Genomic DNA, 24,545 nt, shown 5'->3' on the forward strand with positions numbered 1-24,545 from the left:
AGCACCGCGGCATGGGCAGAAGGTCATGCTGCCTTCCCGCACAGGCTTGGTTAGGATGGGGGACGACCGCTCCGCGTCCATCGCGGGGGCGGACCTGCCGTTTGCCGGGATCCTCCATGCGCCACCTGTTCGCTTCGCTCGCCCTCATGCTCGCCACCAGTACCGCCGCCCACGCTGAAAAGCTGACCCTGGAAGCCATCACCGGCCCGTTGCCGTTGTCCGGCCCGACCCTGATGAAGCCGAAGGTGGCGCCCGACGGTTCGCAGGTCAGCTTCCTGCGCGGCAAGGACAGCGACCGCAACCAGCTGGACCTGTGGACCTACGACATCGACAGTGGCCAGACCCGGTTGCTGGTTGATTCCAAGGTGGTGCTGCCCGGCACCGAGACCCTCAGCGACGAGGAGAAGGCCCGCCGCGAGCGCCAGCGCATCGCCGCGATGACCGGCATCGTCGATTACCAGTGGTCGCCGGACGCGCAGCGCCTGCTGTTCCCGCTGGGCGGCGAGCTGTACCTGTACGACCTCAAGCAGCAGGGCCAGGCGGCGGTGCGCCAGCTGACCCATGGTGAAGGCTTCGCCACCGACGCCAAGCTGTCGCCCAAGGGCGGCTTCGTCAGCTTCATCCGCGGCCGCAACCTGTGGGTGATCGACCTGGCCAGCGGCAGGCAGCTGCAGCTGACCCGCGACGGCAGCACCACCATCGGCAACGGCGTTGCCGAGTTCGTCGCCGACGAGGAAATGGATCGCCACACCGGTTACTGGTGGGCGCCGGACGATTCGGCGATTGCCTTTGCCCGCATCGACGAATCCCCGGTACCGGTGCAGAAGCGCTACGAGGTCTATGCCGACCGCACCGATGTTATCGAACAGCGTTACCCGGCCGCCGGCGACGCCAACGTGCGCGTGCAGCTGGGCGTGATCGCACCGACCGCCGATGCGCAGCCGCGCTGGGTCGACCTCGGCAAGGAACAGGACATCTACCTGGCCCGCGTGGACTGGCGCGATGCGCAGCACCTGAGCTTCCAGCGCCAGTCGCGTGACCAGAAGCAGCTGGACCTGGTGGAAGTGGCACTTGACTCCAACCGCCAGCGCGTGCTCGCCCACGAAACCAGCCCGACCTGGGTGCCGCTGCACAACAGCCTGCGTTTCCTGGACGATGGCAGCGTGCTGTGGTCGTCCGAACGCACCGGCTTCCAGCACCTGTACCGCATCGACAGCAAGGGCAAGGCCACCGCGCTGACCCACGGCAACTGGCCGGTGGATGAGCTGCTGGCGGTCGATGAAAAGGCCGGCAAGGCCTACTTCCGCGCCGGCATCGAGACCTCGCGCGAAAGCCAGATCTACGCGGTGTCGCTGCAGGGCGGTGAGCCGCAGCGCCTGTCGAAGGCGCCGGGCATGCACAGCGCCAGCTTCGCCCGCAACGCCAGCGTCTACGTGGACAGCTGGTCCAACAGCACCACGCCGCCGCAGATCGAACTGTTCCGCGCCAATGGCGAGAAGATCGCCACCCTGCTCGAGAACGACCTGGCCGATCCCAAGCATCCGTATGCGCGCTACCGCGATGCGCAGCGCCCGGTGGAGTTCGGCACGTTGATGGCTGCCGACGGCAAGACCCCGCTGAACTACAGCCTGATCAAGCCGGCCGGCTTCGATCCGTCCAAGCGCTACCCGGTGGCCGTGTACGTCTATGGTGGCCCGGCCAGCCAGACCGTCACCGACAGCTGGCCCGGCCGTGGCGACCACCTGTTCAACCAGTACCTGGCCCAGCAGGGCTACGTGGTGTTCTCGCTGGACAACCGTGGCACCCCGCGCCGTGGCCGCGACTTCGGTGGTGCGCTGTATGGCAAGCAGGGCACGGTGGAAGTGACCGACCAGCTGCGCGGCGTGGCCTGGCTGAAGCAGCAGCCATGGGTGGACCCGGCGCGCATCGGCGTGCAGGGCTGGTCCAACGGCGGCTACATGACCCTGATGCTGCTGGCCAAGGCTTCGAACCAGTACGCCTGTGGCGTGGCCGGTGCGCCGGTGACCGACTGGGGCCTGTACGACAGCCATTACACCGAACGCTACATGGACCTGCCGGCGCGCAATGAAGCGGGTTACCGCGAAGCGCGCGTGCTGACCCATATCGATGGCCTGCGCTCGTCGCTGCTGCTGATCCACGGCATGGCCGACGACAACGTGTTGTTCACCAATTCGACCAGCCTGATGAGCGCGTTGCAGAAGCGTGCACAGCCGTTCGAGCTGATGACCTACCCGGGTGCCAAGCATGGCCTGTCCGGCGCCGATGCCCTGCATCGCTACCGCGTGGCCGAAGCCTTCCTGGGACGTTGCCTCAAGCCCTGATCCAGCAACGGGAAGGAGCCCGCCGATGACCCTGCCACCGCCGATTCCCGCCCATGACCCCGCATCCGCCGGTTGGTGGTGCCGCCACTGGCGCTGGGCGATGCCGTTGATGGTGGTGCTGGTGCTGGGTGGTGCAGGGGGTGTGGTGACCTGGAGCGTGCTGCGCTGGAGCGAGGCGGCACGCGAGAGCCCGCCGATGCGCGAGGCGCTGCGACGCGCGGGCTGCAGTATTGAACTGGTGGAAGCGTTCGGTGAGCCGTTGAACATCGAGTCGATGCCGCTGGGCAGCATGCAGACTGCGATCAACGGCCAGCGTGATGTCGGCCTGACCGTAGCCCTGGAAGGACCGCATGCGCACGGACGGTTGTTCGTGCAGGGTATCCGTCGCGATGACGTGTGGGACTACCCGGTGATGTACGTGTTGGGCGAGGACAAGCAGACCTTCGACCTGACGGCGCTGGATGACGACGAGGCCGCGCAGGAGTGCGAGCTGAAGGCCTGCCGTGATCGCGGCGAATGCCCGCTGACCGCCGTGCTCTGACCTCCGGGCGCAGGCGACTGCGGGACGCCGACTGGATAGAGTCGACCGGGTAGAGTCGACTGCCAGTCGACTGCTCTTAGACCAGACAGCGAAAACCCCCGCGCTGCGCGCGATGGTCGACTGACAGTCGACTCTACCCCCGCCAGGTTTCCGCGGAGCCCGGCTGCACAACCAGCCCGCCATGACTTCCCGCCGATTGTCGCCATCGCCGTGAGCGCGTAGGGTGCGGGCAACCCTTTGCTGGAGTGTCCCATGAAGCCGATTGCGCTCGCCGTTGCCCTGGCCCTGACTGCCGCACCGCTGCTGTCCGCACCACCGGCGCTGGCGGCACCCTCCGCCAAGGCCGCCACCCCGGCCAGCCCGGCCTGGGTCGCCCGCAGCAATGCGCTGGCGCAGATTCTGCTGGACGCCCAGGGCCCGTTCCAGCCGGAGGAAACCGGCTTCTTCGGCGTGCCCGGCTACGACGACAAGGTGGCCGATCTCGGCCCGGACAACGGCAAGCGCTACCGCGCTGCCATGGCCAAGGCACGTGACGAACTGAAGGCAAAGCTGGCCGTCGAGAAGGATCCCAATGTCCGCCAGGACCTGGAGATCATGATCCACGCCGCCAGCCAGAACATCGAAGGCAGCGAGCTCAACGAGAAGTACCTGCTGCCGTGGAGCGATGCGCCGCAGACCGTGTTCAGCGGCCTCAACCTGCTGCTGTCCGACCAGGTGCCGGTCGAGCGCCGGGCCAAGGCGGTCGACCGCCTCAAGGCCTATGCCGGCCTGCAGCCGGGCGGCACCGCCTTCACCACGCTGGCGCGCCAGCGCTACGAGGAACGGCTGAAGGACAGCAGCCTGTTGCAGCCGACGAAGATTGAAGTGCAGCAATCGCTGGACAACGTCGAGACCTACATCACCGGTATCGAGTCGCTGCTGAAGAAGTACCAGATTGCCGGCGCCGATGAAGCAATGAAGGCGCTGGCCGGGCAGATGAAGGACTACGCCGCCTGGACCCGCAAGGAGGTACTGCCGAAGTCACGTGCCGACGCACGCCTGCCGGCGCCGTTGTACGCCTACCAGCTCAAGCAGGTCGGCATCGACATCGACCCGAAGCTGCTGATGCAGCGCGCGCAGCTGGAGTTCATGGAAACCCGCTCGGCGATGCAGCAGCTGGCACCGCTGGTGGTGAAGGAGAAGGGGCTGAAGGTGGCCGTCCCGAGCGATCCGGTGGCGGTGATCCGCGCGCTGAAGGCCGACAAGATCGCCGACGACCATCTGGAAGGTCACTATCGCAAGGTGATCGATGCGATCGATCCGCTGATCCGCGAGCACGCCATCGTCGACGTGCCCAAGCGCGCCATGCAGATGCGCCTGGGCTCGGCCGCCGAGAGTGCGGCCAGCCCGGCTCCGCACTTCCTGCCGGCCCCGCTGGTCAACAACACCGGGCAGCAGGGCACCTTCGTGCTGCCGCTGGGCAACCCGGCAGCGGGCCCGGGCGCGCAGTACGACGACTTCAACTTCGGTGCGGCAGCATGGACGCTGAGCGCGCATGAAGGCCGCCCCGGCCACGAGCTGCAGTTCACCGCGATGGTCGAGCGTGGTGTGTCGCTGGCACGCACCATGTTCGCGTTCAATTCGGTGAACGTGGAAGGCTGGGCGCTGTACGCCGAAGCCGAGATGGTGCCGTACGAGCCGCTGGACGGGCAGATGATCGCCCTGCAGTTCCGCCTGCTGCGCGCCGCGCGCGCGATGCTCGACCCGATGCTCAACCTCGGCCTGACCGACCGTGCCAACGGCGAGCGCGTGCTGATGGAGCAGGTCGGCCTGTCCAAGGCGATGGCCACCCAGGAACTGGACCGCTACATGGTGCGGATGCCGGGCCAGGCAGGTAGCTACTTCTACGGCTACACCCGCATCCTGGAACTGCGCATGCAGACGGAACTGGCGCTGGGTGCGAAGTTCGACCGCCTGGCGTTCAACAACTTCCTGCTCGACCAGGGCCTGCTGCCGCCGGACCAGCTGGCTGACGCAGTGAACAAGGTGTTCGTGCCGAAGTACAAGCGCTGAGCATCACCGGGTAGTGCCGGCCGCTGGCCGGCAACCGGTGTGGGTAGATGCCGACCTTGGTCGGCGCTGTGGGGTCGTGCCAACCAAGGTTGGCACCCACCAGAGCGATGCGTCGGTTGCAGCGGTAGTGCCGCGTCACCGCTGCGGTTGCGGCGTGATCACCTGTGTCGGCAACCGCGCCGGCGGTGCCGGATTCGGCACCCAGATCGCGACGCCTGCGGCGCGCTTCTGCGTGGTCGGAATCCCGATGCCGACGCCACCACCGACGTGCGAGCCGAACGTGCCCGCGCCCACCGACATGCCTACCGGCGAACCGCTGCTGCCCACGCCCATCAGCACCACGCCGTTGGCGCCCAGCGCTGCGGCTTCACGCTTCAGGCGGGCCACGGCGGCGTCGGTCTGGCCCTGGGTGCCGAAGCCGACGGCGGAAGACGATTCCAGCTGGGCGATTTCCTGGGAGCCGGCCGGTGGCGTCGAATAGATCTGCACCAGCGCCGGATCGATCGGTGCGCGCGCGCGGCCCAGCATCACCTTGGAGGTGCTGGCACAGCCGGCGGCGACCAGCAGCATGGCCGCCAACGCGGCCCAACGGATGTTCATGGCACTTCCCCTGCAGGACTGGTTGCGATGATCGGCGGGCCACTCTGAATCGGCGCCAACACCCGGGCCGGGGCACGCACGACAGCACGCTAGCACGGGCCGGGTGACAGCCCCGCCAATGGCAGTAGGCGGCGGCAACGGGAACGATTATGGTGGGGCCAGGAACCAACTGCGGGAGAGCGGCATGGGTGTGATCAGTCTGTTGTGGGGCGTATTGGCGCTGTTGTGGATGATCCTGGCGTTGATTCCGCTGCTGGGCTGGGGCAACTGGTTCCTGATCCCGTTCGCCGCGGTCGGTGCGGTGATCGCCGCGCTGGGCATCCTGTTCACCCACCCGAGCAAGCGTGGCCGGGCGTGGGCCGGGTTGGTCCTGAACGGTATCGTGGTGGTGGTCGGCATCCTGCGTCTTGGCCTGGGCGGCGGCGTGGTCTGAGCCCGGTCCCGGGTGCGACAGGGCGTCGCAGGCACACGGCCGATGGCCGGGCGGGGGCGTACAATGAATGGCTGCGCGAGCCCCCCGCGTGCCTGTGAATCCGCGCCCCGCGCGGCTGCCCCATGATCATCCGACCCCGTCCCCACGGCTGGCAACTGCTGTACATCCTGCGCGGTTCGATCGTCAAAGCGATCGCGCCGAAGGTGCTGGCCATCCTGATCCTGTCCATCGCCGTGGCTGCGGTGGTCGAACTGGCGCCCCCCACCGGCATCGAACGCGTGTCGGTGACCCCGTTCACCCTGCTTGGCCTGGTGCTGTCGATCTTCCTCAGCTTCCGCAACAGCGCCTGCTACGACCGCTGGTGGGAAGGACGCAAGCTGTGGGGCCAGCTGATCTACGAATCGCGTTCGCTGGCGCGCCAGGTAAACCTGCTGCTTGCCGACGACGCGGGCCGTCGTCGTCGCGTCGCCTACCTCACCACCGCGTTCGCCCATGCGCTGGCGGCGCGACTGCGTGGTCGCATCGTCGCCCTGGCAGCACTGCCGTGGCTGGACAAGCGCCAGCGCGAACAGCTGGGCCAGCGCGAGAACGTGCCCGATGCACTGCTGGCGATGATCGCGGCCGAACTGGCGCATGCGCTGCGCGCCGGCCAGCTCGAGCCCATCCTCTACACCCAGCTGGAAGAGCGCCTGCACGCGATGTCGTCGATCCAGGCCGGCTGCGAGCGCATCCTCACCACGCCGCTGCCGTTCGCCTACACCCTGCTGCTGCACCGCTGCGCGTGGATGTTCTGCGTGCTGCTGCCGTTCGGCCTGGCCAGTTCGCTGGGCTGGGGAACGCCGGTGCTGTCGGCGGTGCTGGCCTATGCCTTCTTCGGCCTGGACCAGCTGGGCGAAGAAATGGAAGACCCCTTCGGCCTTGAGCCGAACGATCTGCCGCTGGACGCGCTGGTGCGCACGATCGAGATCGACCAGCTCGATGCGCTCGGCGAACGCCCGTTGCCCGAACCCCTGCTGCCGCAGGGCTACCTGTTGCAATAGCCACTCCTCGGAGCCTGCCATGTCCCACCCGCTGTACCGCCCGCGCCGCATGCGCCACGACGAGTTCTCGCGCCGCCTGATGCGCGAGAACACGCTGACCACCGATGACCTGATCTACCCGGTGTTCGTGCACGAACTGGCCGGCCGCACCGCAGTGCCGTCGATGCCGGGCGTGGAGCGGCTGTCGATCGAAGAACTGCTGAAGGTGGCCGAAGAGGCGCTGGAGCTGGGCATTCCGGTGATCGACCTGTTCCCGGTGATCGACCCGTCGCTGAAATCGCTGGATGCATCGGCGGCGTGGGCCGAGGACGGCCTGGCGCAACGCGCGATCCGCGCGCTGAAGTCGCGCTTCCCGGAACTGGGGGTGATGACCGACGTGGCGCTGGACCCGTACACCACCCACGGCCAGGACGGCATCATCGATGACAAGGGCTATGTGCTGAACGACATCACCGTCGAAGCGCTGGTCAAGCAGTCGGTATCGCATGCCGAAGCCGGCGTCGACATCGTTTCGCCGTCGGACATGATGGATGGCCGCATCGGCGCGATCCGCCGTGCGCTGGATGCCGACAACCACGTCAACGTGCGCATCATGGCTTACTCGGCCAAGTACGCCTCGGCGTTCTACGGTCCGTTCCGTGATGCGGTGGGCAGCGCGGCCAGCCTCGGCAAGGCCGACAAGAAGACCTACCAGATGGACCCGGCCAACGGCGACGAAGCCCTGCGCGAGATCGCGCTGGACCTGGAAGAGGGCGCCGACATGGTGATGGTCAAGCCGGGCATGCCGTACCTGGACCTGGTGCGCCGGGTGAAGGAAAAATTCGGTGTGCCGACCTTCGCCTATCAGGTCAGTGGCGAGTACGCGATGATGAAGGCCGCCTTCGCCAACGGCTGGCTGGACGAGCGCGCCTGCGTGCTGGAGTCGCTGCTGGGCTTCAAGCGGGCCGGTGCCGATGGCGTGCTGACCTATTTCGCGCCGCAGGTGGCGCGATGGCTGCGCGAGCGCTGACAATAGCGCCACGATAGACGGAGGACTGCGCGATGGGACCCGAACTGGGATGGATGCAATGGCTGATCTGGGGCACCGGCACGCTGGTGTTCGGCGCCATCATCGTCGGTGTCTTCATCGCCGCCTGGCGCGCGGGCAAGCGCCCACCGGAGCAGCTCTCCGCCGCCCGCCACGTGGCCCGTGAGCAGGCCCTGCCGGACAGCGTGCAGGCCGAGCTGGCCGCGCTGAACCAGCGCAAGGACAATGGCCAGCTGAGCGAGATGGAGTACGAGCAGTTGCGCGCCAAGGTGTTGTCGCGCTGACGGGCAATGCCCGGGGTCGGATCCCTTTCCGCAGGAAAGGGCTCTGATCCCCATCGCGGGCGCCATCCACGCGCGGCGTGGATCTACCGCACGCACCCGGCCACCGCCGCCACCTTCGGCACCGCCAACCGGTACACGTCCACGCCACCGGCACGCGGTGCCCTGGCCGCGCTGCTGGCCACCATCATTTCGCCTGGCTTGGCGTTGTCGATCACCGGCGCGCCGGTCCAGCCGCCGGTCTGGTTGAACGACAGTCCCAACGGTTGCAGGGGCGCGCCACTCCACGCGCAGCCGCTGCTCCACACCTGTGCGGTTGCGCCGTTGCCGCGGCTGAACACCACCGCGCCATCGTTGCCCAGCCAGTCGCCGTCGGTCTCGTCGTCGGCGCTGTTCAACGCTGTCAATGCGGTGGCCGGGCCGCGCATGCCCTGCGCATCCAGCGTCGCCACGAACAGGTTCCAGCCGGCGCCACGGCCCTGTTGGCGGGCAAACAGCAGCCGCGTGCCGTCCGCGCTCAGGGCCGGCCCGCGCTCTTCGTGGCGTCCACCGTCGCCGGCCATGGGGTGCGCCTTGCCCAGCCGGCCATCTGCTTCCACCGCAGCCCGGTACAGCGCCAGCGCGCCTTCGCGGCCGGCGGCGAACAACAGCCAGCGGCCGTCGCGGCTGAAGTAGGGATCGCGGGCCTCGCCGGCCACGCCTACCGGCAGGGCCTGCGCCTGCTGCCAGCGGCCATCGACCACGCGCGCCTCCCACAGGCCCCAGCCGGCTTCGCCGCGGCGGGCGAAGACGATGCGCCGGCCATCGGCACTGATCGTGGCGCGGCCCTCGTCGGCGCGGGTCGAGACCACGCCCATGCCTTCGATGCCGTACTCGTTCAACGCCATCGCCACGGGGGCAGAGAGTAGACTGGCGGCAAGCACCAGCAGGGGCGGGGTGATGCGCATCATCCGGGTCCGTGCACGAAAGAGCATCAGTCTAGCTAGCTTGAGGATTCCATGACCGACCGTTACGCCGTCTTCGGACACCCCGTTGCCCACTCGAAGTCGCCGCAGATCCACGCGACGTTCGGTCGCCAGGAAGGCATCGCGGTGGATTACCGCGCGATCGACCTGGCCCCGGAGGCGTTCCTGGCCGGCCTGGAGGCCTTCGCCGCCGACGGCGGTGTCGGCGCCAACGTCACCTCGCCGCACAAGGAGGCCGCGTTCTCGGTGTGCACCACCCTGACCGCACGCGCGCGCCGCGCCGGTTCGGTCAACACGCTGCTGCGCAAGGGCGACCGCTGGCATGGCGACACCACCGACGGCATCGGCCTGGTGCGTGACCTGACCGACCGCCATGGCCTGGACCTGCGTGGCCGCCGCATGTTGCTGATCGGTGCCGGTGGCTCCGCGCGCAGCGTCGCCCCGGCGCTGCTTGATGCCGGCATCACCGAGCTGGTGGTGGTCAACCGCACACCGGAACGCGCCGATGAACTGATCGATGCGATGGGTGAGCCGGGTCGCGCGATCAGCCGCTACTGGGAAGACCTGCGTGATCTGGGTGACTTCGAACTGATCGTCAACGCCACCTCGGCCGGCCGCGACCGCGACGTCGAGTTCAAGCTGCCGCTGTCGCTGGTCAACTCGATGACCACCGCCGTCGACCTCAACTACGGCGAAGCGGCGATCGCCTTCCTGGCCTGGGCGCGCGCCGCAGAGTGCCGCAATACGGTCGATGGCCTGGGCATGCTGGTCGAGCAGGCCGCTGAGAGTTTCCTGCAGTGGCACGGTGTGCGCCCGCAGACCGACGAGGTCTACCAGTCGCTGCGCCAGGGCTCGGCCGTGCTGGCCGGCGAGGACTGATCGATGGACGGCACAACCCTGCTGGTCACGGTGCTGAGCATGGTGGGCGTGCGCCTGCCGGTGCTGATCGCGCTGTGCGTGGGCCTGGTCTGGGTGGTCGGCGCACCGCGCGATGCCACCCGCACCGGTGCCCTGGTCGGCCTGCTGCTGTTGCTGCTGGCCAGCCTCGGCGGCATGGCGGCGGGCATCCTGCCGATGTGGATGGTCCGCAGCGGTGATTTCAGTGCCGTGTCGAGCTTGAGTGCCATCCTCGGCGTGCTGCATTTCGCGCTGGCGATGGTCGAGGCCATCGGTGTGGTGCTGGTGGTGTGGGCGCTGGTGCGCCTGCTGCGTACCCGTACGCTCCCGGCCGCCTGACCGGTCGCGCCGGGCCATGCCCGGCGTATCTGCCCCTTGGATGGTCCGGCCATTGGACCGGGACCGCCAGCGGGCGTCGTTGCTGGCCCGTTCAGGGTCCCAGCGGCGGTGAATGCGGCCGGCCATGCGACAATGCCCGGCCTGATCCAGCTACGGTAATTCCCGGCGTGACCGAAACCGTCGCCGCTCCGCGCACCCTCGATGACACCTTGAAGGACGCGATCCGCAAGGCGTACACGACGCTGCAGGCCAATACCCCCGGCTTCTCCACCCGTCGCTCGCAGAGCCAGATGATCGGCGTGGTGTCGCGTGCGCTGTCGAAAAGTGGTGGCGTCGGCGTGGTCGAGGCGCCCACCGGCGTCGGCAAGAGCCTGGGCTACCTCACCGCAGGCGTGCCGATCGCATTGGCCAGCAAGAAGAAGCTGGTGATCAGCACCGGCACCGTGGCGCTGCAGTCGCAGCTGGTCGAGCGCGATATCCCGAATTTCCTGAAAGCCACCGGCCTGGAGGCGACCGTGGCGCTGGCCAAGGGCCGTACCCGCTACCTGTGCACGCGCAATGCCGCCGAGGCGCAGGGCGAGGGCTCGCAGGGCGGCATGTTCGAGGACGACGCGCCCTTGTTCGACCGGCCACTGGCGCCGATCGAGATGGACATCGCCAAGCGCCTGACCGATGCCTTCACCGGCGGCAGCTGGGATGGCGACATCGACAACGCACCGGAGACGATCAGCCCCGGCCTGCGCAGCCGCATCACCACGCCGGCTTCGGGCTGCGCCGGGCGCCGTTGTGCCTATTCGGCGCAGTGTGCGGTGCTGCGTTCGCGCAACACCGTGCGTGACGCGCAGATCGTGGTCACCAACCACGCGCTGCTGCTGTCGGCGCTGTCGATCGGCGACAGCGACAACGGCCAGCCGTTGATCGCACCGCCGTCGGACATGCTGCTGGTGCTGGACGAAGGCCATCACATCGGCAACGTGGCGATCGACCAGGGCGCGGCCAGCCTGGCGCTGGACGAGATGGCCAAACGCACCGGTCGCCTGCAGATCCTGATCGCCGGCGCCTACCGCGCGGTCGACAAGGATCGCCTCGGCAACCTGCTGCCGAACGAAGCGATCGAGGTGGCCAGCAACGTGGCCAAGCAGCTGCGCGCGTTCCGCGATCATATCGAGCGCGTGTGGATGCCGGCGCCGGCGGACGAAGAGCCGATGTGGCGCGCGGCCAATGGGCGACTGCCCGAGGCCTGGCGCGAGCCGATCGAAGCACTGGCTGACGATACCCGCAGCCTCTACAACTGGGCGCACGCCGCCACCGCCCAGGTAGCCAAGGGCAAGCCGGACGATGCCGCGCGCGAGCGCCTGCAGCGCAACCTGGGCATGGCGCTGGAGATGATCGAGCAGCAGTACAACCTGTGGCAGGCCTGGCGCCGCGAAGACAAGGACGGTGCGCCGCCGATGGCGCGCTGGGTCACCGCCACCCGCGACGGCGATCTGGTGCTGCACGGCTCGCCGGTGTCGGCCGCGCACGTGCTGCGCAAGCTGCTGTGGGATGAAGTGGACTCGGTGGTGATGACCTCGGCGACGTTGACCGGTGGCGGCGATTTCCAGTCGCTGGCGATCGACAACGGCATCCCCGAAGAGGCCGAGATGGTCTCGCTGTCGTCACCGTTCGACCTGCCCAACCAGGCCGAACTGATCGTGCCGAAGTTCCCGGTCACTCCGGACGACCGCGAAGGCCATCCGCGCGAAGTGGCGCGCTACCTCGACACCGAGCTGGACTGGGCCAAAGGCTCGATGGTGCTGTTCACCTCGCGCTGGAAGATGGAGAAGGTGGCCGGGCTGATGTCGGCCGCGCGCCGCAAGCAGGTGCTGGTTCAGGGCGAGATGTCCAAGACCCGCCTGATCGACGAGCACCTGCGCCGCGTGGCCGCAGGCGAGGGTTCGGTGCTGTTCGGGCTGAATTCGTTCGGCGAAGGCCTCGACCTGCCCGGTGAAGCCTGCACCACGGTGGTGATCACCCAGGTGCCGTTCGCGGTGCCGACCGATCCGCAGACCGCCACCCTCAGCGAATGGTTCGAGGGGCGTGGGCTGAATGCCTTCAACCTGATCGCCATTCCGCATGCGTTGCGCACGCTGACCCAGTTCGCAGGCCGCCTGATCCGCACTTCCACCGACACCGGCCGCGTGATCATCCTCGATTCGCGGCTGCTGACCCGCCGCTACGGCAAGCGCATCATCGACGCGCTGCCACCGTTCAAGCGTGTGATCGGCTGACCGGTAGTGCCGGCCGCTGGCCGGCAAAAAGGGGACGGAGGGGATTAAGTCGATTTAGGCACAAACGACTTAATTCCCTCAGCCCCTTTTCCCAGATGCCGGCCAGCGGCCGGCACTACCGTATGGCGGTCAATCGCCCAGAAGCGCGGTGTTGCGTACGGCACCCTTGTCGGCGCTGGTGGCCAGCAGTGCATAAGCCTTCAGCGCGCTGGTGACCTTGCGTGGGCGCGGTGCGCGCGGCTTCCAACCACGCGCATCGGCGTCGCTGCGGCGCTGGGCCAGCGTGGTCTCATCCAGCAGCAGGTCGATGCGGCGGGCCGGAATGTCGATGCGGATGCGGTCGCCATCTTCCACCAGGCCGATGACACCCCCGCTGGCGGCTTCCGGCGAGACATGGCCGATCGACAGGCCGGAGGTGCCGCCGGAGAAGCGGCCATCGGTGAGCAGTGCGCACTGTTTGCCCAGCCCCTTCGATTTCAGATAGCTGGTCGGGTACAGCATTTCCTGCATGCCGGGGCCGCCCTTCGGGCCTTCGTAGCGGATCACCACCACCTCGCCCGGCTGCACTTCGTCGGCGAGGATGCCGGCGACGGCGGCGTCCTGGCTTTCATAGACGCGCGCGGGGCCTTCGAACACATGGATCGACTCGTCCACGCCGGCGGTCTTCACCACGCAGCCATCCACGGCCAGGTTGCCGCGCAGCACGGCCAGCCCACCTTCCAGCGAATACGCATGCTGCAGTGAGCGGATGCAGCCCCCGGCGCGGTCTACGTCCAGCGTCGGCCAGCGCGTGGCCTGGCTGAAGGCTTCCTGGGTGGGGACGCCGGCCGGGCCAGCCTTGAAGAACGTATGCAGGGTGTCGTTGTCACTGCGCACCACGTCCCAGCGTTCCAGCGCGTCGGCCAGGCTGGCGCTGTGCACGGTCGGCACCGTGGTTTCGAGCAGGCCGGCGCGGTCCAGCTCACCGAGGATGCCGAACACACCGCCGGCGCGATGCACGTCCTCGATGTGGTACTTCGGCGTATTCGGCGCCACTTTGCACAGCTGCGGTACGCGCCGCGACAGCGCGTCGATGTGGGTCAGGTCGAAGTCGACCTCCGCTTCCTGCGCGGCGGCCAGCAGGTGCAGGATGGTGTTGGTGGAGCCGCCCATGGCGATGTCGAGGGTCATCGCATTGGCAAACGCCGCCTGGGTGGCGATGCCGCGCGGCAGCGCGCTCGGGTCTTCGCCGCCATACCAGCGATGGCAGAGTTCGACGATCAGGCGGCCGGCGCGGCGGAACAGCGCCTCACGGTCGGCATGGGTGGCCAGCGTGGTGCCGTTGCCCGGCAGCGACAGGCCCAGTGCTTCGGTCAGGCAGTTCATCGAGTTGGCGGTGAACATGCCCGAGCAGGAGCCGCAGGTGGGGCAGGCACTGCGTTCGAACGCGGCCACCTTCTCGTCGGAAGCGCTGTCATCGGCAGCCACCACCATCGCATCGACCAGGTCCAGCTTGTGCTCGGACAGCTTGGTCTTGCCCGCTTCCATCGGTCCGCCGGAAACGAACACCACCGGGATGTTCAGGCGCAGCGCTGCCATCAGCATGCCGGGGGTGATCTTGTCGCAGTTGCTGATGCACACCAGCGCGTCGGCACAGTGCGCGTTGACCATGTACTCCACGGCGTCGGCGATGATCTCGCGGCTGGGCAGCGAATACAGCATGCCGTCGTGGCCCATCGCGATGCCGTCGTCCACGGCGATGGTGTTGAATTCCTTGGCGACGCCGCCGACCTGCTCGATCTCGCGCGCGACCAGCTGGCCGAGGTCCTTCAGGTGCACGTGGCCGGGCACGAACTGGGTGAAGGAGTTGGCGATGGCGATGATCGGCTTGTGGAAGTCTCCATCCTTCATGCCGGTGGCGCGCCACAGGGCGCGGGCGCCGGCCATGTTGCGGCCGGCGGTGGAGGTGCGGGAACGGTATTCGGGCATGGCTGGCGGAACGGGCGGGCCGTACGACGTGGGGGTCAGCCGATCATGGCCAATTTTTTCGGTTGCTGCTGCAACCACCTTCACCGCTTGCAGCGGCTTGGTGGTCCGCGCATTTCCCCTTATCCCCGCGCCTTCGGCGCGCCCCCCTTGAACAACAAGGGGGCTTCTTGCCGGAGACTTGGCTGCGCGCGCCGGGCATGACCGGGCGCCGCGGGATGTGTGCCAACCAAGGTTGGCACCTACCAGAGCGGTGCGTCGCCTGGGGTCGGATCCCATCGCGGCGCGATGGGCTCTGACCCCAATGCCGACGAAAATGAAAGTCCGTTCATCTTTCGGACTTTGCCGATTCCGGTTGCTGGCCCGGATTTGGCATCATTGGGGCATTGATCCGTCGACAGGGCATGAGGCCATGAAACGTTCCCGCACCACCGCGCTGCTGCTGATGAGCGCCGCGCCGCTGCTGTTCACCGCCTGCCAGAAGGAGCCGGAGGTGAAGGTGCAGGAAGGCCTGTACACGTCGGTCGAGGCCTGCACCGAGGCCACCGGCGATCCGTCGTCGTGCCGCAATGCCTTCGCCGAAGCGCAGAAGCAGGCCGCCGATGCGGCGCCGAAGTACGCCAGCAGGGAAGCCTGCGAGAAGGATTACAAGCCGGAGCAGTGCGTGCAGCAGCACACCTCGGCCGGTACCTCGTTCATCGGCCCGATGATGATGGGCTTCTTCATGTCGCAGATGCTGAGTAACCGCGGAGGCCTGGCACCGCAGGCACCGGCGTCGGCGCCGGCCTACCAGGACAAGAACGCGGGTTGGGCGCGCCCGGCACCGGGTGGCACTGGTGGCCTGAACACCGCCAGCGGCATCGGCGCGGGCAAGGCCGGCCTGGCCCCGGTCACCAGCGAACCGAACCGTGCGGTCACTGCCAGCCGTGGTGGCTTCGGCAACACCAGCGCGCGCCGCAGCAGCAGCGGCAGCTACGGCGGCTGATCGACCCATGCAGCGCATCCGGATTGCCGAGCGTGCCCAATGGCGGGCGCGCGCGGAAGAGGCGGGTTTCCGCTTCCACACCATCGACGGCCAGCCGTACTGGGACGAAAGCGCGTACTACGCGTTCACCCTGCGCCAGATCGAGCAGGACATCGAAGACCCCAGCGCCGAGCTGCACCAGATGGCGCTGGACCTGGTCGGCGATGTCATCGCCAGCGAACGGCTGATGGACCAGCTGGCGATTCCGTCGCATTACCGCGACTGGATCGCCGACAGCTGGCGCCAGCGCCAGCCGCATCTGTACGGTCGCCTGGACCTGGCCTACGACGGTACCGGTCCGGCCAAGCTGTACGAACTGAACTACGACACGCCGACCTCGCTGTTCGAGGCCAGCTTCTTCCAATGGCAGTGGCTGGAAGACCAGCGCAACGCCGGTCGCCTGCCGCAGCACGCCGACCAGTTCAACGCGATCCACGAAACGCTGGTCGAGCGTTTCGGCGAACTGGCCACGCAGCTGCCGCCGCCGCTGTATTTCAGTGCCGTGGGCAGCTCCGAAGAAGACCGCGGCACCGTCGACTATCTGCGCGACTGTGCATCGCAGGCCGGCCTGCATGGCCAGGCCATCGCCATCGAGGACATTGGCCTGTCCGAGGACGGCCGCTTCACCGCGCTGGACGATTCGGTGATCGGCACGCTGTTCAAGCTGTACCCGCTGGAAGACCTGATGGCCGAGGAATTCGGTCGCGCGCTGCCCGGTTCGGGCGTGCAGCTGCTGGAGCCGGCGTGGAAGGCGGTGTTGAGCAACAAGGGCATCCTGCCGCTGCTGTGGCAGCGTAACGTGGGCCATCCGAACCTGCTGGAAGCGCATTTCGATGACGGCAGCACGCTGGCGTCGGGCTGGGTGCGCAAGCCGCTGTTCTCGCGCGAAGGCGCGAACATCGAGATGCATCTGGCCGATGGCAGCACCCAGCGCAGCGACGGTCCCTACGATGGCCCGGCGATCATCCAGCGCGCCCATCCGCTCACCCGCTTCGAAGGCGGCTATCCGCTGATCGGCAGCTGGGTGGTGGGTGACCACGCCTGCGGCATTGGCATCCGCGAGGACGACAGCGCGATCACCCGTGACAGTGCGCGCTTCGTGCCGCATGCGATCGTTGACGAGGCGCCGACGCGGATCTACGTCTGATGACGGTGCGGCGTTGGCCTGGCCGGCATGGGCGTCCCACGCCCGTGCCGGGCCGGCATTTCGATGACGGGCGCAGCCTGCAGGCCTTCGCGGACCGCGTCGCGGTGCGTTGCCATCGCTGCGATACCCCCGGCTGGGTGGTCGCCAGCTGGAAACCCTACCGGTGGACCGCGCGATTCCGCTGCACCGGCTGCAGTTCTGCACTGGACAGTGGTGACTGGGTCGGTGCGGTCTACATGCTGGGCCGCCAACCTTGTGGATTCTGTGGGCATCAGTGGCTGCACGTGCGTCGTCGGGTTCCCGCTGGCATCCCTGCGCCGGCGTCCTTCGCTGCTCGATGTGCGCAATGTGATCGCAGTACCGATGTTTCGGTCTCGGTGCGTCCGTTGCGTGATGCCGAGCCTGCCGATCCGCACTTCGGATTGCCGCTGTGCCTGGTCGAACCGACCCGCGCAGGCCTGCTCTGGGCCTATAACGCTGAACATCTGCAGGCATTGCACGAGTACGCGAGCGCGACATTGCGCGAAAGCCGCGGCCATCACCGATCCATGTTCTCGCGCCTGCCGCAGTGGATGAAGCTGGCCCGCAATCGGGTGTTGCTGCAGCGCGCGGTGGAGCGATTGCAGCGGCGATTGTTGCAGGGGTAGTGCCGGCCGCTGGCCGGCAACCGCCGTTGGTAGATGCCGACCCTGGTCGGCGCCGTGAGTTTCGTGCCAACCAAGGTAGGCACCCACCAGGGCGATGTGGCGGTTGTTACAGGGGGGGTAGTGCCGGCCGCTGGCCGGCAATCGTTCCTGGTATCAGAGCAACCCTTCGCGCTTCACCGCCAGATAGCGCTCCACCAGTGCACCGGGCAGGGCGTCGGCGGTCACGTCCAGAACCATCACCTTCTCGCTGCGCAGCGCTTCATGCGCTTTCGCGCGCTGCTGCAGGTACAGCGCCGCGGCGCCGGCCTGTGCCGCGTCCTCCAGCGACTGCACCTCATCATCGAGGACAGCATCCAGTTCGCGCTCGCGCAGGCTGGCCACGCACACCAGGTGGCGTTTCTGCAGCAGGCGCACCGCCGCCAGCAGGTCTTCGATGTCCTCATCGCGTACGTTGCTGACCAGCATCACCAGCGCGCGCCGGCGCTGGCGCAGCGACACTTCGGTGGCGGCGGCCAGGTAGTCGGTGGCCACCGCGCGCGGCTGCAGGTCGTAGCTGGCACGCAGCAGGTGCTCGACCGTGCCCATGCCACGCTGCGGTGCCACCCAGCGGCGCTCGCCACCGGTGGCGAACAGGCCGGCAGCATCGCCCTGGCGCAGCGCCAGGTAGGCCACCACCAGAGAGGCGTTCAATGCATGATCGAAGTGCGAGAGCCCGCCTTCGCTGGCCAGCATGCGGCGGCCACTGTCGAGCATCAGCAGCAGCTGCTGGTTCTTCTCGTCCTGGTACTCGCGCGAGACCAGCTTGCGCGCACGCGCGGTGGCCTTCCAGTCCAGCTGGCGCAGGCTGTCGCCGATGCGGTACTCGCGCATCTGGTGGAAGTCGGTGCCTTCACCGCGGCGGCGCTTCACGTGTGCACCGACCAGCCGCGAGGCCTGGTCGGCACTGAACAGGGCGAAGCGGGTGAGCGGTACGAAGTTCGGATAGACCCGCACGTCCAGCGCGGGAGGCAGCGTGCGTTGCTGCCACCACAGGCGCCATGGCGAGCGCATGCGCAGATGCACGCCGTCGAAGCGGAAGCGCCCACGCTGCAGCGGCTGCAGGTGGTAGTGCAGGGTGGAGGCGCTGCCGGGCTTCAGGCGCACGCGCTGCGGCAGCGATTCCAGCGGCCAGCCGCCGGGGACCAGGTCCAACACCTGCACCGTCATCGATGCGTCCGCCTGCAGCCGCAGCGCGGCCTCGCGGCGCACGCCCAGTGCCAGTGCTTCGGGCAGCTCACGCTGGATCTGCGGCGATGGACGCCGCGTCTGCCGCCACAGATCCATCAACGCTGGCACGGCAATCGCCACCGCGGCCAGCGCCCAGCTCCAGCGCGGCAGCATGCCGCCCAGCACCAGGCCACCCAGGGCGGCCCAGGCCAGCAGCAGCGCCAGCAGCAGCGGGGCCGGCCTCATCGGCGCGGTGCTTCCACCTTGGCCAGCAGTGCACCCAGCACGTCGTCGGCGTCCTGGCCTTCGATCTGCAGTTCCGGTGCCAGCGCGATGCGATGGCGCAGCGCGGGGCGCGCGATGTCGCGCACGTCGTCGGGGGTGACGAAGTCACGGCCGGCCAACACCGCCTGCGCGCGCGAGGCACGTACCAGCGCGATGCTGCCACGCGGGCCAGCGCCGACCGCGATACCCGGCCACTGCCTCGTGGCCGCCACAATCCGCACCGCGTAGTCGATCACTTCGTCATCGACGGTGATCGCCGCCGTGGCGCGCTGCAGTTCCAGCAGCTCACCGGCGCCGAGCACGCGCGGCACCTGGCTCAGGTCGAAATCGCTGGCGGCGCGGCCGCTGGTGATCGCGGTCACCATGCGCTTCTCGTCCTCCAGCTGCGGGTAGTCGATCAGCAACTTCAGCAGGAAGCGGTCCAGCTGCGCTTCCGGCAGCGGGTAGGTGCCTTCCTGTTCCAGCGGGTTCTGCGTGGCCAGCGCCATGAACGGCGGCGCCAGGGTGAAGGCCTTGCCTTCGATGGTCACCTGGCCTTCCTGCATCACTTCCAGCAGCGCCGACTGTGTCTTGGCCGGTGCGCGGTTGATCTCGTCGGCCAGCAGCAGGTTGGTGAACACCGGGCCACGACGGATCTTGAAGCTCTCGGTCTTCGGGTCGTACACCGCGTGGCCGCTGACGTCGCTGGGCATCAGGTCGGGGGTGAACTGCACGCGACCGTAGTCCAGCTCAAGTGCCTGGGCCAGCGCGCGCACCAGCAGGGTCTTGCCCAGCCCGGGCACGCCCTCGATCAGCACGTGGCCACCGGCCAGCAGGGCCACCAGGATCTGGTCCAGCACATCAGCCTGGCCGATGAAGGCGTGGCCGACGGCATCGCGGATGGCATCGACGCGTTCGATCAGGCGGGCGTTGGCGGCCGCCGGCAGCTCGGGGACTTCGGTCATAGCAGGGATCTCATCTGGAGCAGCAAGCGGATGCGCTCGCGCAGGGCGGAGGAATCGTGCGGCGGAGGGGGCGTGAGCGCGCTGGCAACGCGGCCTTGCGGCCACTTCAGCAGCTCGGCGATGGCCTGATCGCGCGGCGCGCCATCGAGTGCGGCGGCAACCGGTGCGCGCAGGCGCAGGCGGTGCAGGAACAGGGCGAGTACGGCCTCGTACAGGCGCGCGCCGTGGCCGAAACGCAGCAGCAGTTCGCCACTGGCGCGCACGTGCTCCAGCAGCGAACGGCGTTCCAGAACCGGCGACGGCAGCAGGCTGCCGAAGCGCTGCGAGCGGCCCCACAGCCAACCCAGCAGGGCCAGCAGCAACGGTGCCCACAGCGGCCAACCCTGATAGAACATGCGCGACCACAGCGACGGCGGGCGGCTGGCATAGACCAGCCAGACCGCACCCTTGCCGTAGTTCGGATCGAGCAGGTAGCGGGTCAGGTCGCGATGCGACGCGTCGTGCAGGCCGTCGCTGGCCTTGCCCCCTGCGGAGGCCAGGCGCGCCGCCGGTGAGTCCACCTCGCTGCGCATGAACTCCATGTCGGCCAGCACGCTCACCTTGCCCTGGCCATGGCGCAGGCGCGCGAACACCAGGTCGCGATCCGTGCCCCAGCGACGTTCGGCCTGCGCACTGGCGGCAAAACCCAGGGTGAAGCGACGGCCACCGCAGAATTCGACGTGGCGAGGATCGTCGTCGACATGGAACGGCTGGCAGTCGCTGCGCTGGAACAGGCTGTCCACGCCCAGCCGGTCCAGCAAGGGGCCCTGCGTGCTGCCGGCATCGTCCTCGGCCGGCGGCGGTGTACGTACCAGCAGGTGGCCGCCACCTTCGACCCAGTCCAGCAGCGCGCTGGCAACGGGCGGCGGCAGTTCGCTGCTGTCCTGCAGCAGCACCACCGTATCGTTCGGCCCCAGTGCCATCTGCTGCAGTTCCAGCCGTGGCCGCGAGTGCACGTCAATGCCATCGGCGCGCAGGGCCTGGCCGAGTACGTACAGCGGGTTGTAGGCGGCTTCGCCCTGTGGCGGCAGCCGGATCGTCTCGGTCACCCGTTCGTGCGTGCGCAGGTAGAGGATGGTCAGCGGTACACCGAACAGCACCAATGCACCGAGCAGCAGCGACCAGAACAGGCGCGGACTCATGCCTGCCACCCGTACTGCTGGCGCAGGGTATCGGCCAATGCATCGAAATCGGCGCGGCTGGGCAGGCGGCCACCGTAGGCGGCGTACTGCCACATGCGCACGATGCGCGCGAACAGGTCACGATCGGTGGCATCAGGCATGCGCCGCGACGCGCGCAGGCATTGCGCTTCGGTGGCACCAGGTGGAAGCGCGATACCGCTGCGCTCGCCCACCGTGCGCACACTGGCGCGGTACAGCAGGGCCAGCGCCTGCCGCGGCCGGCCCTGGTCCCAGAGCAGGCCAGCCTGGGTGGCCACGTCCGGCGGCAGCACCACCGGCAACTCCACCTGTTCCTCCAGCACCTTCGGTGCAGCGTCGGCCTTGCGCCGGCCACTGCCACGCAGCCATGGCAGCCACAGCCGCGCGGTCAGCAGCAGCACCAGCAGCAGGATGCCGAGCAGGCCCCACAGGCCCCATTCGGCCAGCCGTGCCAGCCAGGCGATGCCGTCCCTGCGCGCTTTGCGTTCACCTTTGCTGTTGGTGTCACGCTGCAGCTGCTTGTCTTCCTTCTTTTTTTCCTCGGCCTGCTCGATCGGCTTCCAGCGGGTGACCTCGCGGGTCGGGCGCTGCAGCGGGTCCTCATAGGCGCGGTTAACCGCTTGACGGAAACCGGCGGTGTCCACCGGCGTGCCACCGAAGATGGTGGCCGGCGTGTTGGCCGGGTCGATGGTCGGTTCATCGTCGTCGTCTTCGGCGGCGATGTTACTGGCGTTGGGCTTGCCCATTGCGCGCCCGGGCTCGGCATCTGCGTCCTGCGCATCCACCGGGGCGGAGACCAGCGGCAGTGCCAGGCACAGCAGCAGCGCCAGCGTCGATGCCGCCGGCAGCAGGCGATCGCGCAGGCGGCGCAGGGCGATTTCGACGTCCCAGGCTTCCATCTGCGTACGCCGGTTCAAGTACAGGCCAAAGCCCGCACCGACGAAGAACGGGCCGATCAGCGCCGAGGCCAGCCAGCAGGCCAGATTGAAACCGAAGCGTGCCCATGCCGGCGTGTCCTTGCCGATCATGTCCCACGCCGCACGCCAGGATTCGGACATCAGGTCCAGTGGCATGAACATGAACACTGCACCGATGGCACCAGATACCAGCACCGCTTCGAACGCCATGCAGGTCACGGTCAGCACTGTCGCCGCACCTGCGGCGCCGGCAGCCACCGCACGGCGGCGTGGACCGCGCTGGCCCGGTGCGTTGCCTTCCAGCAGGTTCACCGGCAGGCACAGGCTGCGCAGCACGCTGAAGCGACGCCAGCCCAGGTAGCCCCAGGAACCAGTGTTGCCCCAGTGGCGCTGCGCACGCAGGGCCGAAAGTGTGCTGACCGGTTCGCCGAAGATGCCGCGCGACAGCACATACAGCGGCGCACGCTCGAACAGTGGCTTGCACCACCACATCGCCAGCCAGGCCCAGCCGAAGGCATCCAGCCACCATCCCAGCGCGTTGAAGATCACGAACAACGGAGCACTGGCCAGCAGCCAGCTGCCCCACACGGCGCGCGCATGGCGGCGGGCGAGGGCACTGCCCAGCTCCATCGCTTCCCAGCCGCTGCGTGCACGCAGCACTACGTCCAGACGGTCAATGCGCATGGCCGCCTCCACGCCCGCCACGCCATAGCCACAGCAGCACGCCGGCCCAGAGCACTCCGGCGACGCCGAACTTGGTCCATGCGGGGACTTCCGCGATCGACGACCAGAACGCTTCGATGAAGGCTGCGACCAGCAGCATGAACGCCACGCCCAGGCACAGCCGCGCACCGATGCGGCCACCGTCGACCAGCGCGTCCAGGCGGCTGCGCCGGCCCGGTGCCAGCAGCTTCATGCCCAGCTGCAGGCCGGCACCGCCGGCGATCACGATCGCGGTCAGCTCGAACGCGCCATGGCCGGCCACGAAGCGCCAGAATGGTCCACCGTGTCCGATGTGCTGCAGGTGGCCGGCCACCGCGCCGATGGTGACGCCGTTGAACAGCAGCACCAGCAGCGTACCCAGCCCGGCCAGCAGGCCGCTGGCGAAGGTGCGCAGGGCAATGCTGATGTTGTTGAGGATGTAGTGGCCGAACATCATCCAGTCGGTACCGCTGTCGCGGCCCAGTCGTTCGGCGGCAGGGTCGTACATGCGCTCCATCGCGGCGATCTGGCGGTTGTCCATCAACGTGTGGATCAGGTCCGGGTAGACCTGTACAAGCACGAAGCAGGCGATTGCCGGCAGCGCGAACATCGCCAGCGCCACCCACATGCTGCGTGCCTGGCTGCGCACGAGCAGCGGGAAGTCGGCCACGAGGAATTCCAGCGCGGCGCGCCAGCGCGTCGGCCGTGTGCGGTACAGCACACTGTGGCCCTGCTGCATCAGCTGCTGCAGGCGCTGGAGCAGCTGCGGGCTGTAACCGCGCTCGCGGGCCAGCGCCAGCTGCTGGCACAGGCGCCGGTAGCGCTGCGGGACGGCGGTATCGTCCAGTGCCAGGCCGCTGGCCTTGCGGCGCGCGCGGCGCGAGGCGCCGGCACGCAGCAGCAGCCACTGTTCCAGCTCCTGCCATTCCTGCTGGTAGCGGGCGACGAACTGTTCCTGTTTCATCGCCGCCCCAGCAGCCAGTTGGCCATGGCGTACAGGCGCAGCACGGCGACCTGGCCGTGGGTACCGGTCAGGGGCTCGGCAATGCCGGCCAGCTCCTGCTGGCGAGCCGCCGACAGCCGTGGCGCGCGCTCGGCGAAGGCCATCAGCGCGGCCTGTTCCTCCGGCCGCAGTGGCTGCGGCGGGGCCAGCACGCTGTCGATGGTAGGTGGCGGCGGCAGGTACAGCACAGGCGCGTGCACCACCACGGTGCCGGCCACCAGGTCGCCGAGGCGGCGGCCGTGCGGATCGAACAGGCTGCTGACCAGGCCCAGTGCATAGCCGAACGGCAGCATGTCCACCGTGCGCAGCAGGTTGCGGGTGATCGCCGCCATCCAGCCCACGGGCGCGCCATCGCGGGACAGCACGCGCAGGCCCAGCGCGCGCTTGCCCAGTGTGCGGCCCCACAGTGCCTCGCACACGATCGGGTAGACCCAGTAGACCAGGAACATCAGCACCAGGTTGAGGCCGGAGCCGAATTCGTCCAGCACCGCCAGCGGAATCGCCATCAGCACCAGTACCGCGATGCGCACGCCAAGATCGACCAGCCAGGCCATGGCCCGCGGCAGCGGTCCGGCTACCGGCAACTGAAGCAGCACACCCTCTGGCGTCACCACCTCACGGTAGGTATCGAGCATCGGTGCGGCCATCAGCGCGGTGGCCTTCGTTGTGGGCGCCGGAGTCCTCTCCGGCTGGCAACCACAGGCATGGGGGTCTCGACA

The 24,545-nt window shown here is 68.3% G+C and carries 22 protein-coding genes; 13 read left to right on the forward strand and 9 right to left on the reverse strand.

The window, feature by feature from the left end:
* Positions 1–116 precede the first annotated feature (116 nt).
* From AC5P60_RS06755 to AC5P60_RS06765, 3 genes are all read left to right on the forward strand, one after another.
* Positions 117–2,342, forward strand: a complete 2,226-nt coding sequence (locus tag AC5P60_RS06755) for a S9 family peptidase (protein ID WP_049453562.1) — start codon at positions 117–119, stop codon at positions 2,340–2,342.
* 25 nt (positions 2,343–2,367) lie between these two features.
* Positions 2,368–2,883, forward strand: coding sequence for a cytochrome c oxidase assembly factor Coa1 family protein (locus AC5P60_RS06760; protein WP_059035819.1), 516 nt, complete (start codon positions 2,368–2,370; stop codon positions 2,881–2,883).
* Positions 2,884–3,135: 252 nt separating this feature from the next.
* Positions 3,136–4,935: a DUF885 domain-containing protein gene (locus AC5P60_RS06765; protein WP_053451615.1), complete on the forward strand. Its 1,800-nt coding sequence runs from the start codon at positions 3,136–3,138 to the stop codon at positions 4,933–4,935.
* Positions 4,936–5,070: 135 nt separating this feature from the next.
* Here AC5P60_RS06765 and AC5P60_RS06770 read toward each other — a convergent pair whose 3' ends face one another.
* On the reverse strand, positions 5,071–5,535 hold the full coding sequence (locus tag AC5P60_RS06770; protein ID WP_033833781.1) for a YbjQ family protein: 465 nt from the start codon (positions 5,533–5,535) through the stop codon (positions 5,071–5,073).
* A gap of 184 nt (positions 5,536–5,719) precedes the next feature.
* Between AC5P60_RS06770 and AC5P60_RS06775 the strand changes: the two genes are divergently transcribed.
* From AC5P60_RS06775 to AC5P60_RS06790, 4 genes are all read left to right on the forward strand, one after another.
* Positions 5,720–5,968, forward strand: a complete 249-nt coding sequence (locus AC5P60_RS06775; RefSeq protein WP_005411548.1) for a hypothetical protein — start codon at positions 5,720–5,722, stop codon at positions 5,966–5,968.
* 122 nt (positions 5,969–6,090) lie between these two features.
* Positions 6,091–7,008 carry a bestrophin family protein gene (locus AC5P60_RS06780; protein WP_033833780.1) on the forward strand — a complete coding sequence of 306 codons (918 nt, stop codon included), beginning with the start codon at positions 6,091–6,093 and terminating at the stop codon, positions 7,006–7,008.
* Between the two features lie 19 nt (positions 7,009–7,027).
* Positions 7,028–8,017 carry a porphobilinogen synthase gene (gene hemB / locus AC5P60_RS06785; protein WP_005414824.1) on the forward strand — a complete coding sequence of 330 codons (990 nt, stop codon included), beginning with the start codon at positions 7,028–7,030 and terminating at the stop codon, positions 8,015–8,017.
* Between the two features lie 32 nt (positions 8,018–8,049).
* Positions 8,050–8,319 (forward strand): hypothetical protein, encoded by a 270-nt coding sequence (locus tag AC5P60_RS06790; protein ID WP_005411545.1) that lies wholly within the window; start codon positions 8,050–8,052, stop codon positions 8,317–8,319.
* Between the two features lie 83 nt (positions 8,320–8,402).
* Here the strand turns inward: AC5P60_RS06790 and AC5P60_RS06795 are convergent, their stop codons facing one another.
* Positions 8,403–9,266, reverse strand: coding sequence for a TolB-like translocation protein (locus AC5P60_RS06795; RefSeq protein ID WP_049403673.1), 864 nt, complete (start codon positions 9,264–9,266; stop codon positions 8,403–8,405).
* A 48-nt stretch (positions 9,267–9,314) separates the two neighbouring features.
* Here AC5P60_RS06795 and aroE point away from each other — a divergent pair, with 48 nt between their 5' ends.
* The 3 genes from aroE (at position 9,315) to dinG (ending at position 12,787) form a co-directional block, all read left to right on the forward strand.
* Complete coding sequence (aroE, locus tag AC5P60_RS06800; protein ID WP_033833778.1) at positions 9,315–10,160, forward strand: shikimate dehydrogenase; 846 nt, start codon at positions 9,315–9,317, stop codon at positions 10,158–10,160.
* Between the two features lie 3 nt (positions 10,161–10,163).
* Positions 10,164–10,517, forward strand: coding sequence for a hypothetical protein (locus tag AC5P60_RS06805; protein WP_005411542.1), 354 nt, complete (start codon positions 10,164–10,166; stop codon positions 10,515–10,517).
* A gap of 167 nt (positions 10,518–10,684) precedes the next feature.
* The gene (gene dinG, locus AC5P60_RS06810) at positions 10,685–12,787 is read left to right on the forward strand and encodes an ATP-dependent DNA helicase DinG (RefSeq protein WP_033833777.1); all 2,103 of its coding nucleotides are present in this window, start codon (positions 10,685–10,687) and stop codon (positions 12,785–12,787) included.
* Positions 12,788–12,916: 129 nt separating this feature from the next.
* On the opposite strand, the gene ilvD is transcribed toward dinG, so the two are convergent.
* Positions 12,917–14,755 (reverse strand): dihydroxy-acid dehydratase, encoded by a 1,839-nt coding sequence (gene ilvD / locus AC5P60_RS06815; protein WP_483693387.1) that lies wholly within the window; start codon positions 14,753–14,755, stop codon positions 12,917–12,919.
* A gap of 409 nt (positions 14,756–15,164) precedes the next feature.
* Here ilvD and AC5P60_RS06820 point away from each other — a divergent pair, with 409 nt between their 5' ends.
* From AC5P60_RS06820 to AC5P60_RS06830, 3 genes are read left to right on the forward strand one after another with little or no spacing between them, the layout of a single operon-like run.
* On the forward strand, positions 15,165–15,737 hold the full coding sequence (locus AC5P60_RS06820; RefSeq protein WP_005411539.1) for a DUF1190 domain-containing protein: 573 nt from the start codon (positions 15,165–15,167) through the stop codon (positions 15,735–15,737).
* 7 nt (positions 15,738–15,744) lie between these two features.
* Entirely contained in the window at positions 15,745–16,923 is a 1,179-nt protein-coding gene (locus AC5P60_RS06825) for a glutathionylspermidine synthase family protein (RefSeq protein ID WP_012481554.1), read from the forward strand.
* Entirely contained in the window at positions 16,923–17,570 is a 648-nt protein-coding gene (locus tag AC5P60_RS06830) for a hypothetical protein (protein ID WP_049403677.1), read from the forward strand. The genes AC5P60_RS06825 and AC5P60_RS06830 overlap by 1 nt, the downstream gene beginning before the upstream one ends.
* Before the next feature lie 153 nt (positions 17,571–17,723).
* Here the strand turns inward: AC5P60_RS06830 and AC5P60_RS06835 are convergent, their stop codons facing one another.
* From AC5P60_RS06835 to AC5P60_RS06860, 6 genes are read right to left on the reverse strand one after another with little or no spacing between them, the layout of a single operon-like run.
* Complete coding sequence (locus tag AC5P60_RS06835; protein WP_483693386.1) at positions 17,724–19,022, reverse strand: DUF58 domain-containing protein; 1,299 nt, start codon at positions 19,020–19,022, stop codon at positions 17,724–17,726.
* Positions 19,019–20,005, reverse strand: coding sequence for an AAA family ATPase (locus AC5P60_RS06840; RefSeq protein ID WP_483693385.1), 987 nt, complete (start codon positions 20,003–20,005; stop codon positions 19,019–19,021). The genes AC5P60_RS06835 and AC5P60_RS06840 overlap by 4 nt, the downstream gene beginning before the upstream one ends.
* The gene (locus AC5P60_RS06845; RefSeq protein ID WP_483693384.1) at positions 20,002–21,186 is read right to left on the reverse strand and encodes a DUF4350 domain-containing protein; all 1,185 of its coding nucleotides are present in this window, start codon (positions 21,184–21,186) and stop codon (positions 20,002–20,004) included. Before AC5P60_RS06845 ends, AC5P60_RS06840 begins: the two co-directional genes overlap by 4 nt.
* Positions 21,183–22,805, reverse strand: coding sequence for a DUF4129 domain-containing protein (locus AC5P60_RS06850; RefSeq protein ID WP_483693383.1), 1,623 nt, complete (start codon positions 22,803–22,805; stop codon positions 21,183–21,185). Before AC5P60_RS06850 ends, AC5P60_RS06845 begins: the two co-directional genes overlap by 4 nt.
* Entirely contained in the window at positions 22,795–23,787 is a 993-nt protein-coding gene (locus AC5P60_RS06855) for a stage II sporulation protein M (RefSeq protein ID WP_049403679.1), read from the reverse strand. The genes AC5P60_RS06850 and AC5P60_RS06855 overlap by 11 nt, the downstream gene beginning before the upstream one ends.
* On the reverse strand, positions 23,784–24,473 hold the full coding sequence (locus tag AC5P60_RS06860; RefSeq protein ID WP_005414811.1) for an RDD family protein: 690 nt from the start codon (positions 24,471–24,473) through the stop codon (positions 23,784–23,786). Before AC5P60_RS06860 ends, AC5P60_RS06855 begins: the two co-directional genes overlap by 4 nt.
* Positions 24,474–24,545 lie beyond the last annotated feature (72 nt).

Source organism: Stenotrophomonas sp. YJH_SMC_120 (assembly GCF_059368675.1).

Bases quoted from the DNA above. Each gene is read 5' to 3' on its own strand.
- AC5P60_RS06755 (WP_049453562.1), top strand. From the start codon at position 117: ATGCGCCACCTGTTCGCTTCGCTCGCCCTCATGCTCGCCACCAGTACC.
- AC5P60_RS06760 (WP_059035819.1), top strand. From the start codon at position 2,368: ATGACCCTGCCACCGCCGATTCCCGCCCATGACCCCGCATCCGCCGGT.
- AC5P60_RS06765 (WP_053451615.1), top strand. From the start codon at position 3,136: ATGAAGCCGATTGCGCTCGCCGTTGCCCTGGCCCTGACTGCCGCACCG.
- AC5P60_RS06770 (WP_033833781.1), bottom strand. From the start codon at position 5,535: ATGAACATCCGTTGGGCCGCGTTGGCGGCCATGCTGCTGGTCGCCGCC.
- AC5P60_RS06775 (WP_005411548.1), top strand. From the start codon at position 5,720: ATGGGTGTGATCAGTCTGTTGTGGGGCGTATTGGCGCTGTTGTGGATG.
- AC5P60_RS06780 (WP_033833780.1), top strand. From the start codon at position 6,091: ATGATCATCCGACCCCGTCCCCACGGCTGGCAACTGCTGTACATCCTG.
- hemB (WP_005414824.1), top strand. From the start codon at position 7,028: ATGTCCCACCCGCTGTACCGCCCGCGCCGCATGCGCCACGACGAGTTC.
- AC5P60_RS06790 (WP_005411545.1), top strand. From the start codon at position 8,050: ATGGGACCCGAACTGGGATGGATGCAATGGCTGATCTGGGGCACCGGC.
- AC5P60_RS06795 (WP_049403673.1), bottom strand. From the start codon at position 9,266: ATGATGCGCATCACCCCGCCCCTGCTGGTGCTTGCCGCCAGTCTACTC.
- aroE (WP_033833778.1), top strand. From the start codon at position 9,315: ATGACCGACCGTTACGCCGTCTTCGGACACCCCGTTGCCCACTCGAAG.
- AC5P60_RS06805 (WP_005411542.1), top strand. From the start codon at position 10,164: ATGGACGGCACAACCCTGCTGGTCACGGTGCTGAGCATGGTGGGCGTG.
- ilvD (WP_483693387.1), bottom strand. From the start codon at position 14,755: ATGCCCGAATACCGTTCCCGCACCTCCACCGCCGGCCGCAACATGGCC.
- AC5P60_RS06820 (WP_005411539.1), top strand. From the start codon at position 15,165: ATGAAACGTTCCCGCACCACCGCGCTGCTGCTGATGAGCGCCGCGCCG.
- AC5P60_RS06825 (WP_012481554.1), top strand. From the start codon at position 15,745: ATGCAGCGCATCCGGATTGCCGAGCGTGCCCAATGGCGGGCGCGCGCG.
- AC5P60_RS06830 (WP_049403677.1), top strand. From the start codon at position 16,923: ATGACGGTGCGGCGTTGGCCTGGCCGGCATGGGCGTCCCACGCCCGTG.
- AC5P60_RS06835 (WP_483693386.1), bottom strand. From the start codon at position 19,022: ATGAGGCCGGCCCCGCTGCTGCTGGCGCTGCTGCTGGCCTGGGCCGCC.
- AC5P60_RS06840 (WP_483693385.1), bottom strand. From the start codon at position 20,005: ATGACCGAAGTCCCCGAGCTGCCGGCGGCCGCCAACGCCCGCCTGATC.
- AC5P60_RS06845 (WP_483693384.1), bottom strand. From the start codon at position 21,186: ATGAGTCCGCGCCTGTTCTGGTCGCTGCTGCTCGGTGCATTGGTGCTG.
- AC5P60_RS06850 (WP_483693383.1), bottom strand. From the start codon at position 22,805: ATGCGCATTGACCGTCTGGACGTAGTGCTGCGTGCACGCAGCGGCTGG.
- AC5P60_RS06855 (WP_049403679.1), bottom strand. From the start codon at position 23,787: ATGAAACAGGAACAGTTCGTCGCCCGCTACCAGCAGGAATGGCAGGAG.
- AC5P60_RS06860 (WP_005414811.1), bottom strand. From the start codon at position 24,473: ATGGCCGCACCGATGCTCGATACCTACCGTGAGGTGGTGACGCCAGAG.